Source organism: Metabacillus herbersteinensis, from assembly GCF_042433335.1.
GTDB lineage: Bacteria > Bacillota > Bacilli > Bacillales > Bacillaceae > Metabacillus > Metabacillus herbersteinensis.
Map to the genome: position 1 here is coordinate 64,891 of NZ_JBHLVO010000017.1, position 17,752 is coordinate 82,642.

At 39.5% G+C, this 17,752-nt stretch carries 12 protein-coding genes and 3 pseudogenes; 3 read left to right on the forward strand and 12 right to left on the reverse strand.

Annotation, left to right across the window (positions count from 1 at the left end; genetic code table 11):
• Positions 1-420, forward strand: coding sequence for a hypothetical protein (locus tag ACFFIX_RS17485; protein ID WP_378936255.1), 420 nt, complete (start codon positions 1-3; stop codon positions 418-420).
• Between the two features lie 446 nt (positions 421-866).
• Here the strand turns inward: ACFFIX_RS17485 and pruA are convergent, their stop codons facing one another.
• The 8 genes and pseudogenes from pruA to ACFFIX_RS17525 all read right to left on the reverse strand — a co-directional run bounded on the left by pruA (position 867) and on the right by ACFFIX_RS17525 (position 12,373).
• Entirely contained in the window at positions 867-2,414 is a 1,548-nt protein-coding gene (pruA, locus tag ACFFIX_RS17490; protein ID WP_378936257.1) for an L-glutamate gamma-semialdehyde dehydrogenase, read from the reverse strand.
• Positions 2,415-2,677: 263 nt separating this feature from the next.
• Positions 2,678-3,859 (reverse strand): CamS family sex pheromone protein, encoded by a 1,182-nt coding sequence (locus ACFFIX_RS17495; protein ID WP_378936305.1) that lies wholly within the window; start codon positions 3,857-3,859, stop codon positions 2,678-2,680.
• Between the two features lie 19 nt (positions 3,860-3,878).
• Positions 3,879-5,885 carry an NAD-dependent DNA ligase LigA gene (ligA, locus tag ACFFIX_RS17500; protein WP_378936259.1) on the reverse strand — a complete coding sequence of 669 codons (2,007 nt, stop codon included), beginning with the start codon at positions 5,883-5,885 and terminating at the stop codon, positions 3,879-3,881.
• 29 nt (positions 5,886-5,914) lie between these two features.
• On the reverse strand, positions 5,915-8,131 hold the full coding sequence (pcrA, locus tag ACFFIX_RS17505) for a DNA helicase PcrA (RefSeq protein WP_378936261.1): 2,217 nt from the start codon (positions 8,129-8,131) through the stop codon (positions 5,915-5,917).
• 62 nt (positions 8,132-8,193) lie between these two features.
• Positions 8,194-8,880, reverse strand: a complete 687-nt coding sequence (gene pcrB / locus ACFFIX_RS17510) for a heptaprenylglyceryl phosphate synthase (protein WP_378936263.1) — start codon at positions 8,878-8,880, stop codon at positions 8,194-8,196.
• Between the two features lie 350 nt (positions 8,881-9,230).
• Positions 9,231-9,536, reverse strand: a complete 306-nt coding sequence (locus ACFFIX_RS17515) for a YerC/YecD family TrpR-related protein (RefSeq protein WP_378936265.1) — start codon at positions 9,534-9,536, stop codon at positions 9,231-9,233.
• Between the two features lie 19 nt (positions 9,537-9,555).
• Positions 9,556-10,584, reverse strand: coding sequence for a DUF3048 domain-containing protein (locus ACFFIX_RS17520; protein ID WP_378936267.1), 1,029 nt, complete (start codon positions 10,582-10,584; stop codon positions 9,556-9,558).
• Positions 10,585-10,631: 47 nt separating this feature from the next.
• A pseudogene (locus ACFFIX_RS17525) lies at positions 10,632-12,373 on the reverse strand (adenine deaminase C-terminal domain-containing protein).
• Between the two features lie 118 nt (positions 12,374-12,491).
• Between ACFFIX_RS17525 and ACFFIX_RS17530 the strand changes: the two are divergent.
• Complete coding sequence (locus ACFFIX_RS17530) at positions 12,492-12,767, forward strand: YgaP family membrane protein (protein WP_378936307.1); 276 nt, start codon at positions 12,492-12,494, stop codon at positions 12,765-12,767.
• 97 nt (positions 12,768-12,864) lie between these two features.
• The gene (locus ACFFIX_RS17535) at positions 12,865-12,942 is read left to right on the forward strand and encodes an EYxxD motif small membrane protein (protein ID WP_378936308.1); all 78 of its coding nucleotides are present in this window, start codon (positions 12,865-12,867) and stop codon (positions 12,940-12,942) included.
• On the opposite strand, the gene purD is transcribed toward ACFFIX_RS17535, so the two are convergent.
• The 4 genes and pseudogenes from purD to purM form a co-directional block, all read right to left on the reverse strand.
• Positions 12,923-14,191 (reverse strand): phosphoribosylamine--glycine ligase, encoded by a 1,269-nt coding sequence (gene purD / locus ACFFIX_RS17540; protein WP_378936269.1) that lies wholly within the window; start codon positions 14,189-14,191, stop codon positions 12,923-12,925. The two genes, ACFFIX_RS17535 and purD, sit on opposite strands and share 20 nt — an antisense overlap.
• Before the next feature lie 291 nt (positions 14,192-14,482).
• Positions 14,483-16,020: pseudogene (gene purH, locus ACFFIX_RS17545) on the reverse strand (bifunctional phosphoribosylaminoimidazolecarboxamide formyltransferase/IMP cyclohydrolase).
• A gap of 18 nt (positions 16,021-16,038) precedes the next feature.
• A pseudogene (purN, locus tag ACFFIX_RS17550) lies at positions 16,039-16,605 on the reverse strand (phosphoribosylglycinamide formyltransferase).
• Positions 16,602-17,642 (reverse strand): phosphoribosylformylglycinamidine cyclo-ligase, encoded by a 1,041-nt coding sequence (purM, locus tag ACFFIX_RS17555; RefSeq protein WP_378936271.1) that lies wholly within the window; start codon positions 17,640-17,642, stop codon positions 16,602-16,604. The pseudogene purN and the gene purM overlap by 4 nt, the downstream one beginning before the upstream one ends.
• Positions 17,643-17,752: the final 110 nt, after the last annotated feature.

Below are 17,752 nucleotides of genomic sequence, written 5' to 3' on the forward strand. Positions count from 1 at the left end.
TTGAAAAAGTTTCTTGTCGGATTTGGAGCGTTTTTGATTATTGCTGGCGGTGTAGGTATTATTCAGCATTACTCTCTTGTTTTTCAAACATTTAAGGACGAGCAGGAAATGTATAGTGGACAATCTTTAAGTATGGTGCTGATGCAAAGCACCTATGGCTTGGATCCATATATTAAGTGTATTATCAGCGGTGGTGCCTTTATCGCTTTTTCCCTATTTTTAAGTGAGTTTCGTAACAGAAATCAACTTACTTTAGAATTAATTCAAAAGATTAGTAATGCTCCACATTCTGATTCCGAAGTCATCGTTGCTAGAGAAACAAATCAAGAGGAATTTAAGGCTCCTCAAGAAAGTAAGGAAGATCAGTATACTTCCTCTGTTGATGAAGAAAAAGACGGACGTTTTTATTGGAAGGGTTAATTTATACATAAGAAAAGCGCAAGGCGCCCGCTTATCGGCGACAAGCATAAGACGAGCCGGCTGGAAGGTTGTTCTTTAACCTTCTGGACGGATTGGCTTATGACCTCGAGCCGATGGCGCCTGGAGCTAGACACAAAAACTAAGTACAAAAAACTTATACTTTCTTATCTTTTAAAATAAGGCTAACTCAATATTATGAGTTAGCCTTTTTTGTTATCAGATCAGAAAGTATAAGATTTGGTACTAAGCCTGAGTTTCGCAAGTCCAGCTCCGATGCACAGGACGTGCTAGTGCAGTCATGGCGATTGACGTCGCTTTTTTGACTGCCACCGCCTAGCCCCTCGAGGTCATAAGTCAATTCTAAATTGAAGGCAAAGAACGCCTTCTACCCTAGAATCTCCTTATGCTATGCCTAAGGATGAACAAGGCGCCCCGCGCTTTTTATATTACAATGTTTCAGATGTTGTTTTTGCTTGTAAGTGAAGTAGCAAATAATCAGGACCGCCAGCTTTAGAATCTGTTCCTGACATGTTGAATCCACCAAATGGTTGGTATCCAACGATAGCACCTGTACAGCCACGGTTGAAGTAAAGGTTTCCAACATGGAAATCTTCACGCGCTTTTTCGATGTTTGCACGATCGTTTGTAAGTACCGCACCTGTTAAGCCATAATCTGTGTTGTTTGCAATTTCAATCGCATGATCAAAGTCTTTTGCCTTACAGAATGCCACAACTGGTCCGAAAATTTCTTCTTGCATCAGGCGAGCTTTTTCAGCTACATCTGCAAAGATTGTTGGTTGAACGAAGAATCCTTTTGAATCGTCTCCTTCTCCACCAGCAACTAATTTACCTTCTTGTTTGCCAATTTCAACATAGCTCATAACTTTGTCATATGCTGCTTGGTCAATAACTGGTCCCATGAAGTGTGTAGTATCATTAGGGTTGCCAACAGTTAATTCTTTTGTAAGCTCTACTACTCTGTCTAACACTTGATCATAAACGTCTTCAAGAACGACTGCACGTGAACATGCAGAGCATTTTTGACCTGAGAAGCCAAATGAAGATGCAACGATTGATTGTGCTGCTAGCTCTAGATCAGCAGATTTATCAACAACAATCGTGTCTTTTCCGCCCATTTCTGCTACAACACGTTTTAACCAGATTTGGCCTGGGTGAACCTTGGATGCACGCTCATAAATACGAAGACCTACATCACGTGATCCTGTGAAGCTAATAAAACGAGTACGAGGGTGATCAACTAAATAATCTCCCACTTCTGCACCACTACCTGGGATATAGTTAACAACACCTGCAGGTAATCCCGCTTGTTCTAAAACCTCAATGAACTTCGCAGCAATAACCGGTGTTGTGCTAGCGGGCTTCAATAGAACGGTGTTTCCAGCTACAACAGCAGCCGTTGTCATACCAGCCATAATTGCAAACGGGAAGTTCCAAGGTGAAATGATTACACCTACACCTAGTGGAATATAGTTAAAACGATTGTACTCCATTGAACGACTTTCAACTGGAATACCATCTTTTAATTTCAACATTTGACGTCCATAATACTCTAAGAAATCAATTGCTTCTGCAGTATCTGCATCCGCTTCTTTCCAAGGCTTTCCTGCTTCTTTGACAAGGATTGCAGAAAATTCATGCTTGCGACGACGGATAATTGCAGCAGCACGGAATAAGATATCTGCACGCATTTCTGGTTTTGACTTGCGCCATGTTTGGAATGTTGAATCCGCAACCTGCATCGCTTTTTCAGCAATCTCTTGGTTTGCTTTTGAAACGGTACCAATTACTTCTTCTTTATTCGCTGGGTTAACAGAAACAATTTTATCCTCAGTAGAGATACGCTCTCCACCGATTACTAAATCGTAATTTTGACCTAAATAGGATTCTACCAATTGTAAGCTCTCTTCAAACGCCTTTTTGTTTCCTTCAACTGAAAAATCAGTAAATGGCTCATGTTTATATTGTACAACCATTGCCCTTCGCCTCCTAAATAGTGAAATTTACGTAAAGACTGTGCGCATGCACAAATTGCACCTTTTGCCAATGACTTCAATACTTTAGAAGTCTCTCGTTTTATAAATTATAAAAATAAAACGATTACATGTATCATTCTAACTGATACCTGATCAGAGTTTCAAACAATGTGTTAATAGTCGCAATTATAAGATAAATACGCATTGATTTATGTAGATCGTTTTCATGTAAAAGAGGGTGGTTTCTCGCCACTCCCTCTATGTTATTTATATATGTGTACAGTCGGTGTTTCTTGGCCAGGCTTTCGTAGGATGAGTGCTTCTTGACCACTTGTTGATGTGATATTTACTTCTAGAGAAATATAGTCTGGGAAGTACTCCATCACTTTTCCTGTTGCAAACTGAGTAAATGCAATAACCTCAGCTTTTCCATAAAATTGCATTGGAATTTCAATTTTCAATTCCTGAAATTCTCCATCTTTATAATAGGCTTTACCAATGACACCAGTGTAATTCGGGAAAAACTCATCAACGTCTGTTTTGAAACGGTTAAACATCGTTGCATCGTCTCTGTAGGCTTCTGTGCCTTCAGGAGATGGAAAGAAAAAGTATTCTTCATCGATTGATTCCCAGCCACCGACGCTGTTACTATTTTCTTTTACCACTGTACTCGCAATAAAGTTTCCAGGTACTATGGATGATTTAGCCTCCTGTTCGTAAAGAGCGAACACAATCGGCACTTTTTCCAATCCTTTTGTCGACCTAATTCGAGTTAAAGCTTCTTGTGCTATTCTTTCTCCTTGAGCTTGTAATTCTTTTCGGTCAATTTCACGTTCTCTAGGATAGCCAGCTTCTTGACGATAGTAGTGAACCGAATTAAGAGCAAGACCAATTACGACACCGCCTAATTCAACGGTGCTCTCATCTTTGCGAATTAAGTAGTTATGCTCAAGCATATGTGCTAAATAAATCGGACTTTCTTCATTACGTTCATCCTCAGTTTTTGCTGTTGATTCAGGAGGATTAAGACCTAAATTTGAGAACGTCTCATCCTCATCCTTCGCATCCTTTTGTGCCTTTTCTAAACGTTCACCTGTAAGCTTTCTACTTAGCCAGCTGCGGATTGTATCTTCCTTTAGATATTGGCCCTCTTGATAGAGGTAGTTTTCGGTAGAAAATGTGCTTTGTGCGATACGCATTAATCCTGTTTCAAACTCATCAATGTCGAGTCTCGTATTCAATCTTTCGGTTACTAATCCTCTTGCCTCCCCTTCCTTAAATGGAAGGATCATTTTATAATACGAATCCGATATATTGTACTTTGGAATGATGGCTTGTTCTTTTGACTCATCTTCTGTCTCTTGAACGATCTCCTCTGGCTCTCCAAAACTTGGTGCACAAGCTGTTAATAGCAAACAACTTGCTAGCGCCATTATTCGTTTAATTTTCAAAGTGGTACACACCTCATTTATTTAATTCTACTAGGAGCCTTGCCTCGTCCCAAACTTCAATGTTCAAATCTTCGGCTTTGCTTAGCTTACTTCCAGCCGCTTCCCCTGCAACGACTAAGTCTGTGCTTTTGCTCACACTCCCCGTTACTTTCCCACCTAATCCTTCTATTCCTGCTTTTGCTTCATCTCTTGAAAGCTGCTCTAGCTTTCCTGTTAAAACGACTGTCTTGCCAGCAAAGTAGGAGTCACTTTCTTCTATTTTAATAAGCTTTGGACCCGTATAGTTGAGATTAACACCTAGTGACTGTAATTCTAAAATCAACTGCTGAACCTCAGGATTTTCAAAATAAGTTGCAATTGCATCAGCCATCTTGTCGCCTATTTCATTAATCGCAATAATCTCATCTCTTGAAGCATTTTGCAATCGTTCCATTGTCTCAAAATGCTGTGCTAATGTTTTAGCTGCCTTTGCTCCAACATGTCGAATGCCTAGTCCAAAAAGTAACTTTTCAAGTGAGCTTCCCTTTGACTTCTCAATCGCACTTAGTAAGTTGTCAGTTGACTTTTCACCCATTCGTTCTAGCTGAAGGAGTTGATTTCTTTCTAAACGATAAATATCGGCAACATTGCTTACTAATCCTTCTTGGAAAAGCTGTGCAATGACTCTTTCTCCTAATCCATCTATATTCATCGCATTTCGAGCGACAAAATGAATAAGGCCTTCTCTTATTTGTGCTGGGCATTTAGGGTTGATGCAACGTAACGCGACTTCTCCTTCAATCCGTACCAGTTCGCTCTCACATTCAGGACAATTCGTTGGCATCAAGAACTCTTTTTCCTCACCCGTTCGGTGTTCTACTAATACGTTAACAACTTCAGGGATAATATCGCCGGCTTTTTTTACAACAACATAATCCCCTAGCTTGATGTCTTTCTCTCGTATTAAGTCTTCATTATGAAGAGAAGCACGCTGGACGGTTGTCCCGGCAACTCGTACAGGTTCTAAAATGGCAGTCGGTGTAATCACACCTGTTCGACCAACATTTAATTCAATGTCTAGCAGCTTTGTCATTACTTCTTCAGCAGGAAATTTATAAGCAACTGCCCAACGAGGGCTTTTCGCTGTGAAACCTAGTTCTTCTTGCTGTTGAAGTGAGTCTACTTTTATAACGATTCCATCAATATCGTACGCTAGCGAAGCGCGATTTTCTTGAAATTGCTGAATGAGTGAGATCACTTCGTCAATGCTCTGACATTTCTTGCGTTCGCGATTTGTTTTGAAACCAAGCTCTTCAAGGAGATCGAGTCCTTGACTTTGCTTTGTTACACCTGTCTCGCCAAGGTCTGCAATACTATAGACGTAAATATCAAGATTTCGTTTCGCCGCAATTTTGGGATCAAGCTGTCTAAGCGATCCTGCTGCCGCATTTCTTGGATTCGCAAACGGCTCTTCTTCCGCTTGAATCTTGGCTTCATTTAATTTTTCGAATGACTTTTTAGGCATGAACGCTTCACCACGAACTTCAATTGAAACGTTCTTTTTTGTGCGAAGCGGAATTGATTTGATCGTTTTAAGATTCTCCGTGATATCTTCACCAATCGTTCCATCGCCACGTGTTGCGCCTTGAACAAACTTTCCGTTTTCATATCGAAGGGACACAGCCAGTCCATCTATTTTGAGCTCAACCATGTACCCCACATCATCACCAACTACTTTACGAACGCGTTTGTCAAAATCCCTTAATTCTTGCTCATCAAACGCATTCCCTAGGCTAAGCATTGGCGTTTTATGTTCAATCTTTTGAAAGCCTTCAAGAATCGCGCCGCCTACTCGCTGTGTAGGTGAATGAGAGGATTTTAACTCTGGAAATGAATTTTCCAACTCAATCAATTCGTTCATTAATTTATCGTATTCAGAATCAGGCACACTCGGCTTGTCTAGAACATGATAGTGATAGTTATAATCGTTTAAAAGCTCTTGAAGCTCTTCGACACGTGCTGTTCCCTCTTGTTTGTTCATGACGTTTCCAGCCCTTTCATTCTTTCATCTTACGCTTTAGTAATCGGTGCAAACTTAGCGAGCAATCTTTTAATGCCGATTGGTTTTGGAAAGGCAATATCAAGCTCTACTCCTTCACCTGTACCTTTTACACTAACAACCGTTCCAGTTCCCCACTTTTTATGCTCAGCTTTATCTCCGGCACCCCACGAAATCTCGTCTCCGCCAGTTGAAGTGGCAATTGGTCTTGAGACTGGTGGATGTTTCTCAGGTCGGCGTTGAGCTTGCGAAAATGGCGATTTGAAGTCTTTTTTCTGTTCATGTAAATGATCAATTAAGTCACTTGGAATTTCCGAAATAAACCGTGATTCAGGATTCATGCTTGTTCGACCGTAAAGTGTGCGCATTTGGGCGTTTGTTATAAAGAGGTCTTTTTCGGCTCTTGTAATTCCAACGTAAGCAAGACGGCGTTCTTCTTCCATTTCATCCTCTTCCATTAAGGAACGACTATGTGGAAATACACCTTCTTCTAGTCCCACTAAGAATACGACCGGAAACTCTAGTCCTTTTGCTGAATGCAGAGTCATTAAGACAACCTTTTCTTTGTCTTCTTGTTCATCTTCCTCTAATTTATCGATATCTGCAACGAGCGCTAAATCCGTTAAAAAAGCGACAAGACTTTTGTCATCGTTTTGTTTTTCAAAGTTTTGAGTAACAGATAAAAACTCATCTATATTTTCTAGACGGCTTTGTGCTTCAAGCGTTTTTTCTTGCTTCAACATCTCACGATAGCCTGTTTTATCAATAATCTCTTCTGCTAGTTCTGTAACAGATAAGTAATCCTGCATATTGGTTAAGTTGCGCACAAGATCTCGGAATTCAGTTAAGGCATTGATGGTACGTCCACTAACGCCAATAAAATCAATTTCTTCAAGAGCGCGGAACATTGAAATATCGTTTGCAGCCGCGTAGTTGGCAATTTTATCAACTGATGTCGCACCTACGCCTCTTTTGGGCACGTTGATGACTCGCGTTAAACTAATGTCATCATCATTGTTGGCGATTAGTTTTAAGTAAGCAAGAAGGTCTTTAATTTCTTTTCTGTCATAGAACTTAATGCCGCCGACGATTGTGTAGTTAAGGTTGGATTTTAATAGTACTTCCTCTATAACACGTGATTGAGCATTTGTTCGGTAAAGTATTGCAATTTGAGATAGCTTTCGTTTACCTGCGTCAACGAACTGCTTAATTTTCCCTGCAACGAATTGTCCTTCTGCCGCTTCACTATCCGCACGAAAATAAGAAATTTTGGATCCTTCAGCGTTTTCGGTCCAAAGGTTTTTTGGCTTTCGGTTTGCATTCTTTTGAATGACTTGATTTGCCGCCTGCAGGATTAGTTTTGTTGAGCGGTAGTTTTGTTCTAGCAAAATTACATTTGCATTCGGGTAATCTTTTTCAAACGAAAGAATGTTGGCAATATCCGCACCGCGCCAACGGTAGATTGATTGATCCGAATCTCCAACAACACATAGATTTTTAAATCGAGAGGCAAGCAACTTAACCAGCATATATTGTGCTCTGTTTGTATCCTGATACTCGTCGACATGAATGTATTGAAATTTCCGTTGATAAAATTCAAGAACTTCAGGCACTCTTTGAAACAATTGAATGGTCATCATAATTAGATCATCAAAGTCGAGTGATTGGTTTTTTCTTAGTTTCTTTTGATAATCTCGGTAGATATCACTAACCACTTGCTCATAAGGTCCAGCTGCTGATTTATCATATTCCTCTGGAGTTATGAGCTCATTCTTAGCACTACTAATGGATCCTAATAAGCTTCTTGGTTCAAACTTTTTAGGATCGAGGTTTTTTTCTTTTAGTACCGTCTTTATAACAGATAGCTGATCGGTTGTGTCTAGAATTGAAAAATTACGGTTGAAGCCCATTCGATCAATATCACGACGTAAAATTCGGACACACATAGAGTGAAACGTTGAAATCCAAATATCATCTGCACCAGGGCCTAAAATACGTTGAATTCTGTCCTTCATTTCCCGAGATGCTTTATTTGTAAAGGTAATCGCTAATATATTCCATGGAGCGACTTCTTTTTCAGTCATTAAGTAAGCAATGCGATGTGTAAGCACACGTGTTTTCCCACTTCCGGCACCCGCCATAATTAATAGCGCACCATCCGTTGCTTTCACCGCTTGTTGTTGCATATCATTTAATCCAGTTAGCAATTGATTTGATAAAAATTGCATCTTCCGTCACCGCCCTAACAAACATATGTTCTATTTTACATCAAGTTTAGTCCTCGATGCAATTAATTTTTTACAGCTTTTACCGTTTGTAATGCCGAATTTATATCGGTATAAATTATGTTGCCTACTACAATTGTATCAGCATAGCTTCCCATTTCTCTTGCTTGTTCGGGGGATGTAATTCCACCACCATAAAAAAGCTTTGTCTGATTTAATGCTGATTTCGTTTCTTTTACAACTTCGGAATCTCCAAACTTACCACTATACTCTAAGTAGAAGATAGGCAGTTTGAACATGTTCTCTGACATACGCGCGTATGCCTTAATATCGTCTATCGTTAAATCGGTTTTTGCCTCGGTTAATGTAGCGGCTTTGCAGTCTTCATTTAGAATGCAATAGCCTTCCACAAGCATTTCATCCCAGCTCATAATGTCGCCATATTCCTTAACAGCTTCGTGATGTAAATCAACAATCCACTCTGTTTTTCTACTATTTAAAACGGTAGGTATGAAATATAAATCAAAACCCGGTACAATTGAGTCTATCGTGGAAACTTCTAACACACAAGGCACAAGATAGCGGCGCACTCTAGACATGATCGCCAAAACATTATCCTGTGTAATGTTATCACTTCCACCAATCATAACCGCATTTGTTCCAGATTCACAAATTAACTCAAGGTGTTCATCACTTATTTCTTTATTCGGATCGAGCTTGAACACATGTCTCCACTCGGTAATGTCATACATGAAGTACTCCTCCGTTTCAGTGACTTCTTTCTAGTCACCACGACTTACTAATGTCCATCTTTTTATTATAACAAATTTTAATGCTATAAAAAATGTAGAAGGTTGTGGAATTAACACGAAAATAAGGTAATTAAAAAGGAATGCATCATCCGCTAGGGATTGCATTCCTTTTTAATTACCATCAAACTTCATATGAATTTCAAACTTAGTATGCGTTTCTGCATCCAGCTCCAGCGCCTAGCCCCGACGCACAGGACGTGCTAGTGCAGTTAATGCGACAGGACGTCGCGTTCTTGACTGCCTCGAGGTATGCTTGTCGGGGCTGAACAAGGCGCCCCGCGCTTTTGTTCTTACTCTTTAGTTTGTTCTGTTTGAATTCGTTCAAGAGCCATTGTGTATGCATCGTTTCCATAATTTAAGCAGCGTTTTACGCGGGATATTGTTGCAGTGCTGGCACCTGTTTCAGATTCGATTTTGTGATAGGTAAACCCTTCGCGTAGCATGCGGGCAACTTCAAGGCGCTGCGCTAAAGACTGAATTTCATTTACTGTACAAAGATCATCAAAAAATCGATAGCATTCTTCTAAATTGTTCAAAGATAGCACTGATTCAAATAATTGATCGAGTCCTTTTCCTCTTAGCTTTTCAATTTGCATAATCATTCTCCTTTAGTTATTACGAGTGATCAGAATAGGCATTTTCTATGTTCGGGACAACATTTATCCACGATTTTCCGGGTACAAACTCTATTGATTCTCCGTTAGCTACTGGAATGATCCGTCCATCTTGATTTTCCCAATGAACTTCTTCGGCAATCCCTTTTTGTAGTAAAATTGCTTTTCCACCAGATGTAAGGTCTATTCCTCGGCGTCCAGCATTATCAATCACTTCATGTTGCATTTCAACAACTAAGATATTATCCAATATAATCGGTTCTTCGCTTTCTAAATCCACGGTCTGTTCATTTGCACTATACCTTGTATAATTTTGTTCTTCCTGATTATACTCATATGTTGCTTGCCATGTCGGTGAATTGTCATATTTGATAACAACCTTTTTTGCAGATTCACCTTGTAAACTATCTAATTCCTCTTTTGTCAAAAATTTAAACGGTTCAACATCTTCATTTAGAGAAATGTTTTCTGCTTCTGCACCCTTTGCAATATTTTCAGCTGAGATATACGAATTATGTGGGGCCTTTCTGTGATCTGCTCTCCAAAAAAGTGTTCCATCATAAAATAACCCGTTTAGAAAGTCTACTTCTCCCGATTCTAGCTTTTCGCGAGCATCAGGACTCCAACCATGACTTATATATAAAGCATTAAAACCTTTGCTTAAATCAACATAGTAATCTCGCGCACTTCGAACAGGACCAATAATATCAGGAATCTCACTATGAAAGATGGCTAAAAATCTTGTAATGTTTCCTTCCGCTAATACTTCATAAACGATATCAGCTTTATGAAGTCCAGATTGTGGTCTAGCATCTGGATGATTATTAATCATAACCGCTACTGCACGTTGATTAATTTCAGCTTCAGCTTCTATTCCTGTTAATGGATATACTGCTTTCTCTTCTTCAACGACAGCAGATGTTGGTTCTTCTTCCACAGGCTGCTCAGTTTTAGTTTTATCTTCATTGTTATTGCAAGCGCTTAAATAAAGAAACACTGTCATAATTCCAAAGATGAACTTTATCTTCATGCTTAGTCACACAACCTCTTTTTCGTACTTGTTCATACTTTTATAGTTTAACGCATTATCGACGGAAAGAGTACCATTTTATTCATCACATCATAAATACCTCTTGGTGTGATTCTTATATATGGCAAATGGGTTGAAGACAGGAACAACAGTGAATAGATTGGATCGTTAAAGTGATATCCTCTTTCTCTTAATGCTGCATCTAGCTGTTGCTCTTGTTTCATTATGACCTCAAGAGACTCAATGGAAGCGCCTCCATTTAGTTGTAGCGGAATTTCATGGAGAATTCCCCTTTCTTCAGCTAAGACAATTCCACCGCCAATTTCTTTCATGCGATGAAACGCGTTAAGCATCTCGCTTTTTTTCTTTCCAATCACAATGATGTCACCTGTCGTTGAATACGAACTTACAAATCCTTGGACATGCTTGGCAAAACCCTTAATCATTGTATTCAAACGCCAAGTACCATTTTTATCTATTAGTGCTAAAAAGCTTTCGTCGTGATTCTCTGAAAGTTCATCAACTGCACTATCAATAGTAATGGAATATGGCTCCATGATTACTGCATTTCTCATCTTCATTCCGAGCGGCATTGAGAATTGTAAATCGTCAATTGATAAGTCCCAATTCAGTGATAATGGATCAAAGTGATCATCACTCCAACTTGGATAATCGTAGATTTGTTTATCTTTTCCATCCTTTTTGACCCAGACTCCTTTTGCCATAACCGAAATTGGATTAGGATTTTCTTTTGATTCTAAAATATTAAGTGACGCAATTCTTCCAGGTGCAATGACTCCTAGCTTATCGTCTAGGTGATAGTATTTTGCGCTATTAAATGTTGCCATATTGTACGCATCTATCGCTGGCACCCCGTTTTTCAAAGCAATTTCAATACATAGGTTCATCATACCGTCTTTATAAAAGGTTGGAGTTGAACCGTCCGTTGTAAAAAAAGATGGTCGTATGAGTTTACACCAAGTTCATGCATTTCTTGTAAAAGCTTTGGTAAATCTGGTCTAATTGAGGAATGCCTAAGCGAAACTGTGTAACCTAGCATCAAACGGCCCAGAACATCTTGACCAGTCATCGACTCATGATCACAATCGGTTCCAAATAGCTTCATCTTTAAAAGGGTTGATTCAGATGCGCCAGGAAAATGACCTTCGATTCGTTTTCCTTTTCGCTTTGTCTCTTGCATCCAATTAAGAATTAAATCATCGCCATCAAGAAGTTTCGGCCACCCTGTTAGCTCTCCTCCTTGTAGGACAGATTCGTGTTCTAACCATTTTTTCATGCTGTCATGTGATAAAATCTTCTCTTCTGAATGAACTTCTGTTTGTAGGTCATATCTAGCCCACCAATAAAAATGGAAAGGAAATTGATTTAAGTCAGAAATATAAGAAAGCGCTTTCTTTTCACTGGATTGTAAAAGCAAAAAAAGGTTATCACATATCAATGTCGTCGTTCCATATTGAGACACATACTTTGCGAGCGACAGGGGATTATATAATTGAAATGGGTGTGCGTGTGGCTCAATATAACCTGGTACCACCGTCTTACCTTCACAGTCAATAAGCTCCATATTTTCAGTATGCTCTGGAAGTTTGTCGCCAACATACACGATTCGGTCAAGATAGATCCAGATATGAGCCTTGACCCATTTTCTTAGGTAAGGATTTAAATAGCACGTATTTTTTAAAAGAGTTGTTGGTGCTAATTTATTTGAAATTACATCAATATGTTCTCTTATTTGGGTGTTTTTCCAATAAAACTTCTTCTCGGGCATAAGCAACCCTCCATTTCACTTACTTAGTACTATGTTAACATATGGGATTTATTAACGCATTAAAGAATGTTACTGTTTTCTGAACTTTCTACAACAAATTATTATAAAGGGGGAAATAATAATGGTAAGACCAAACATCGGGATTGTGAATGCGTTAATTCGGATAACGTGTGGGTTGACACTTTTGTCTTGGGCGACGGTGAAATATTGTAAAAAGCCTTGGAGAGAATCGTTGTTGCTACTTATGGTTGCAGGGGCAATGAAGGTGGCAGAAGGAGTTTTGCGCTTTTGTCCGATCACTTTCTTGTTTGAAAACTATACAGATCTTGATTTTGATGATGAAGACTATGATTATGAAATGGTTGTTGAAGGGGAAACGTATAATCCTTCTTAAGCAAGCTTTTTTAAGACAAGGTGACATATACAGTTATAGTATATGTCACCCTCAATAAAAAGGAGTGATTCATGTGTTTTTAGAATATCTTACTGATATGTCATTCATTTTAATCGCTTTAATTGGTGGTATTATTGCCTTGTTATTTGTTTATATCAAGAACCGACGTACTTAATTGCTTTTTCCCCAATATCTTTTCGATAAAAGAGTGCTGGAGTGGCTACTTGTTCTACTACTTTATACGCTTTTTCTTGAGCTTCTTGAATTGTGTTTCCATAAGCGGATACAACAATAACTCTGCCACCGTTCGTAACAAACTCATTCTGATCTTTTTTCGTTCCTGAGTGGAAAACAATTGCACTTTCCTCTTCATGTGTAAACATTCCGATTGGAACATTTTTTTCGTATTCCTCAGGGTAGCCCTTTGCAGCTAGCACAACTCCTAGAACTGCTGTGTCAGACCAAGAAAGTTCTACTTTTTCTTCATTTAGAATGGCTATAAGGATTTCAATCAAATCCGACTCCAATCGTGGTACCACGACTTGTGTTTCTGGATCGCCGAAACGCGCATTGAACTCAATTACTTTAGGTCCCTCATTTGTTAAAATCAACCCGGCATATAAAATTCCAGTAAATGAACGCCCTTCCTCCACCATCGCTTTAGCTACAGGCTTTAGAATTGTTTCAACTGCTGTCTCTATTACTTGCCCGGAAATCTGTGGTACTGGAGAATACGCACCCATTCCGCCTGTATTCGGGCCTAAGTCACCATCATATGCTCGCTTGTGATCTTGAGCAATCACCATTGGATACACAGTTTCCCCTTTAACAAAAGCCATTAGAGAAAACTCTTCACCTGCTAAAAACTCTTCGACGACAACTGACTGAGAGGCTGCTCCAAACTTCGAGTTTTGAAGCATTTCATGTAAGCTTTCTATGGCAACTTCGACAGTTTCAGCGACTGTTACACCCTTGCCCGCTGCTAATCCGTCTGCCTTGATTACAATTGGTGCTCCTTTTTCTTCAACATAGCTTTTTGCTTCATCTAATGAGGTAAATGAAGCATAGTCTGCTGTCGGAATGTTGTATTTTACCATCAAGTCCTTTGCAAACTTTTTGCTTCCCTCAATGAGTGCCGCTTCTTTTGTAGGTCCAAAGATAGCAAGACCTTCAGCCTCGAATTGATTGACAATCCCGTTTAATAAAGGAACTTCTGGCCCTACAATTGTCAAATCAATTTTTTCTGTTTGAGCAAATTGAATTAATTTCTCTATGTCGTTTTCATCGATCGGCACGATTGTTGCACAATCGGTCATACCGTCATTTCCAGGTGCGACAAAAACGATTTCTACATCCTTACTTTGTGCGGACTTCCAAGCAAGTGTATGTTCGCGCCCGCCTCGACCTATTATGAGAACCTTCATTTTTGACACCTCGCTAAGGATATTTGGTTATATTTAGTGAAGAAATGGTGATTAGAGATTAGACTATGTGCTTTTAACGTTCGCTTCACATAAGTATCAGCTAACTTTGGTTTTTCAGGCCACGTTAGTTGCTTTTTTAGATGTTTATTTCCACTATATAGGTACTTACGATACTTTATCGGCCACTTCTATCAAAAATGCCGGCCAGTCGACACATTTCGACACATTTCGACAAATTACAAGACAGGCTTCAACCACTTTTTCATCTAATCCAGAGTTATCAAGATCCAATTAATGTTTAAAATGTCTTACTCCTGTAAACACCATTGCAATTCCGTACTGATCTGCCATGCGGATTGAGTCTTCGTCACGGATGGAGCCACCTGGTTGGATAATTGCGGTTACTCCTGCTTTTGCTGCTGCTTCTACTGTGTCAGCCATTGGGAAAAATGCATCTGACCCCATTGCGCTTCCGCTTGCTTTTTCTCCTGCTTGTTCAATCGCAATTTTTGCTGAGCCTACACGGTTCATTTGACCCGCTCCAATTCCGACTGTCATTTCATCGTTTGCTAAAACAATGGCATTTGATTTCACATGCTTGACAACTTTCCAAGCTAGCTTTAAATCCTTCCATTCTTGTTCAGAGGGTTCACGCTTTGTTGGAATTGTGATGTTACTTTCATCAAAAGATAATACATCTTCATCTTGGACTAGAAGCCCTCCATGAACAGATGTTAATTGTTTTTCTTGCTTGCCTTGTCCTTCAAAATTAACCGTTAATAACCGGATATTCTTTTTAGATGAAAGCAATTCAAAAGCTTCTGAACTAAACGATGGTGCTATGACTATTTCTAAAAAGATTTCATGTAGTTTTTCTGCTGTTTCTAGGTCTACTTCACGATTAATCGCGACAATGCCACCAAAAATTGATGTAGAATCTGCTTCATATGCACGTGTAAAAGCTTCGGCAACTGTTGAACCAACGCCTACTCCACAAGGATTCATATGTTTTACTGCCACAGCTGCTGGCTCTGAAAATTCACGGACAATTTGTAACGCAGCGTCTGCATCTTTAATGTTATTGTAAGATAATTCTTTCCCATGCAACTGAGTAGCCGCTGCAATCGAAGTTACAGGTGTAAAAGGATTTTGATAGAACGTTGCGCTTTGATGAGGATTTTCTCCATAGCGGAGTGATTGTTTTTTTCAAATGTGTAGGTAACACTTTCAGGTTCTTCTTCGCCTACAACGTTTGTTAGGTATTCTGCAATTAAAGCATCATAGGCTGCTGTGTGACGAAAAACCTTTGCAGCTAGCTTTTGCTTCTGTGGAAGAGAGACTTCTCCTACTTCTTTAAGCTCATTCAAAACAGATGCATAGTCAGCTGGGTCAACCAGAACTGTCACGTCTTGATGGTTTTTAGCTGCTGAACGAAGCATCGATGGACCGCCAATATCAATGTTTTCAATTGCGTCTTGAAAAAGCACATCTTCTTTTGAAACTGTCTCTTTAAATGGATATAAATTTACAACTACCATATCAATTGTTTCAATATTGTTTTCTTGAAGTTGGTTCATGTGACTTGGGTTACTTCTAACAGCGAGTAAACCACCATGAATATTCGGATGAAGTGTTTTGACACGGCCATCCATGATCTCGGGAAATCCTGTTACCTCTGAAATTCCGATAACATTTAATCCACTCTCTTGGAGTAGTTTTTTCGTTCCTCCCGTGGAGATAACCTCAACACCTAGTTTAATAAGCTCACTTACAAATGGAACAAGATTTTCTTTGTTTGATACACTTACTAATGCGCGTTTAACTGTCACTTGTTTCACTCCTGTTTGTTAGTTTGAAAGCAACTCATGTAATACAGCTGGATAAAGTGTATGCTCGACTTTTTGAATCTTTTTTGTTACTGATTCAATACTGTCTTCACTGTTAATCTCTACTGCTTCTTAGGCTATAATAGGTCCTGTGTCCATTCCTTCATCCACAAAATGAATTGTTACTCCTGTCTGGTTCACACCCGCTTCAACAGCTTGTTCAATCGCGTGCTTTCCAGGAAAAGCTGGGAGGAGAGAAGGGTGAATATTAACGATTTTAGTAGGATAAGCATGGAGCAAGGTAGTACCGATTAATCGCATATACCCTGCGAGAACAATGAACTCCACATTATGTTCTTTTAATTTGGTGAGAACCTCCAGCTCAAATTGTTCCTTGTTTTCATAGTTTTTAGGTTGAAAACAGTAAGCAGGAATGTTTTCTTGTTGTGCCCTATTTAACACACCCGCATTTTGTTTATCACACACTAATAATGCGACTTTAGCGTGTACAGCGCCCTTATTCACTTCATTGACGATTTCCTGGAAATTCGATCCACTTCCAGAAGCGAATATTGCGATATTCTTCATCGCAAGCTTCCTCCACCAAATGTAACCCCGTTTCCATCTTTGACGCGACCAATAATGAAGGCTTTTTCTCCATTTTTCTCAAGATCCTGGATGACACCATGAAGCTGCTCTTGTTTCACTGCAAGTACAAATCCAATTCCCATGTTGAAAATATTAAACATTTCCTCTCTACTTAACTCTCCCTTTTCTTGGAGAAAATCATAGATTGGTTGAATTGGCCATGATCCGTAATCAATTTCAGCTCCCAGACCGTCTGGTAGCATACGTGGGATGTTCTCGATAAATCCACCGCCAGTAATATGTGCCATGCCGTCGATTGAATATTGTTTAAGAACACTTAGGACTGGTTTTACATAAATTCTCGTTGGTGTTAAAAGCTCGTTACCAAGAGTTTGTGTTAACGGTTCGTATACCTCATTTAAATCTAGTTGTTGTTTTTCTAAAAGGATTTTTCGAACGAGTGAAAAACCATTGCTGTGCAGGCCGCTTGATGTAAGACCTACTAGCACATGACCTGCTTCAATGTTTTCCCCTGTGATGATCTGATCTTTTTCAACAATCCCAACCGTAAACCCTGCAATGTCATATTCATCCGCATCATATAAACCTGGCATCTCAGCTGTTTCCCCACCAATTAGCGCACAGCCTGCTTCCGCGCAACCTGTTGAAACTCCCTTTACAATGCTCTCAATTTTTTCAGGTTCAGCTTTACCTAATGCTAAATAATCCAGGAAAAACAACGGTTCGGCACCTTGTGCTAAAACATCATTTACACACATGGCAACAACGTCAATGCCTACTGTATCATGTTGATCGGCCATAAACGCAAGCTTAAGCTTGGTTCCAACACCATCAGTGCCTGAAACAAGAACTGGCTTCTTATAATTCAACTCTGTTAAGTCAAACATCCCACCGAATCCGCCAAGTCCACCCATGACACCTGCGCGCATTGTTTGTTGGACATGTTTTTTCATGCGTGACACCGCTTCGTAACCAGCTTCAATGTCAACTCCTGCTTGCTTGTATGCATTTGACAAGTTGGATTTCCTCCTTAGTGAAACTTCCTGAATGAAGTGATTTTCTTCATTTTGGTTAGTTGAACTTATCGGGTTTTTAGAGTCCGTTTCCCTGTTTCTACGGACTCTTA

What these genes read in the sequence shown, in the direction of transcription:
- ACFFIX_RS17515 (WP_378936265.1), bottom strand. Translation starts at nt 9,536, where the DNA reads ATGCAAATTGAAAAGCTAAGAGGAAAAGGACTCGATCAATTATTTGAA.
- ligA (WP_378936259.1), bottom strand. Translation starts at nt 5,885, where the DNA reads ATGAACAAACAAGAGGGAACAGCACGTGTCGAAGAGCTTCAAGAGCTT.
- purD (WP_378936269.1), bottom strand. Translation starts at nt 14,191, where the DNA reads ATGAAGGTTCTCATAATAGGTCGAGGCGGGCGCGAACATACACTTGCT.
- pruA (WP_378936257.1), bottom strand. Translation starts at nt 2,414, where the DNA reads ATGGTTGTACAATATAAACATGAGCCATTTACTGATTTTTCAGTTGAA.
- pcrB (WP_378936263.1), bottom strand. Translation starts at nt 8,880, where the DNA reads ATGTATGACATTACCGAGTGGAGACATGTGTTCAAGCTCGATCCGAAT.
- pcrA (WP_378936261.1), bottom strand. Translation starts at nt 8,131, where the DNA reads ATGCAATTTTTATCAAATCAATTGCTAACTGGATTAAATGATATGCAA.
- ACFFIX_RS17535 (WP_378936308.1), top strand. Translation starts at nt 12,865, where the DNA reads ATGTCATTCATTTTAATCGCTTTAATTGGTGGTATTATTGCCTTGTTA.
- ACFFIX_RS17520 (WP_378936267.1), bottom strand. Translation starts at nt 10,584, where the DNA reads ATGAAGATAAAGTTCATCTTTGGAATTATGACAGTGTTTCTTTATTTA.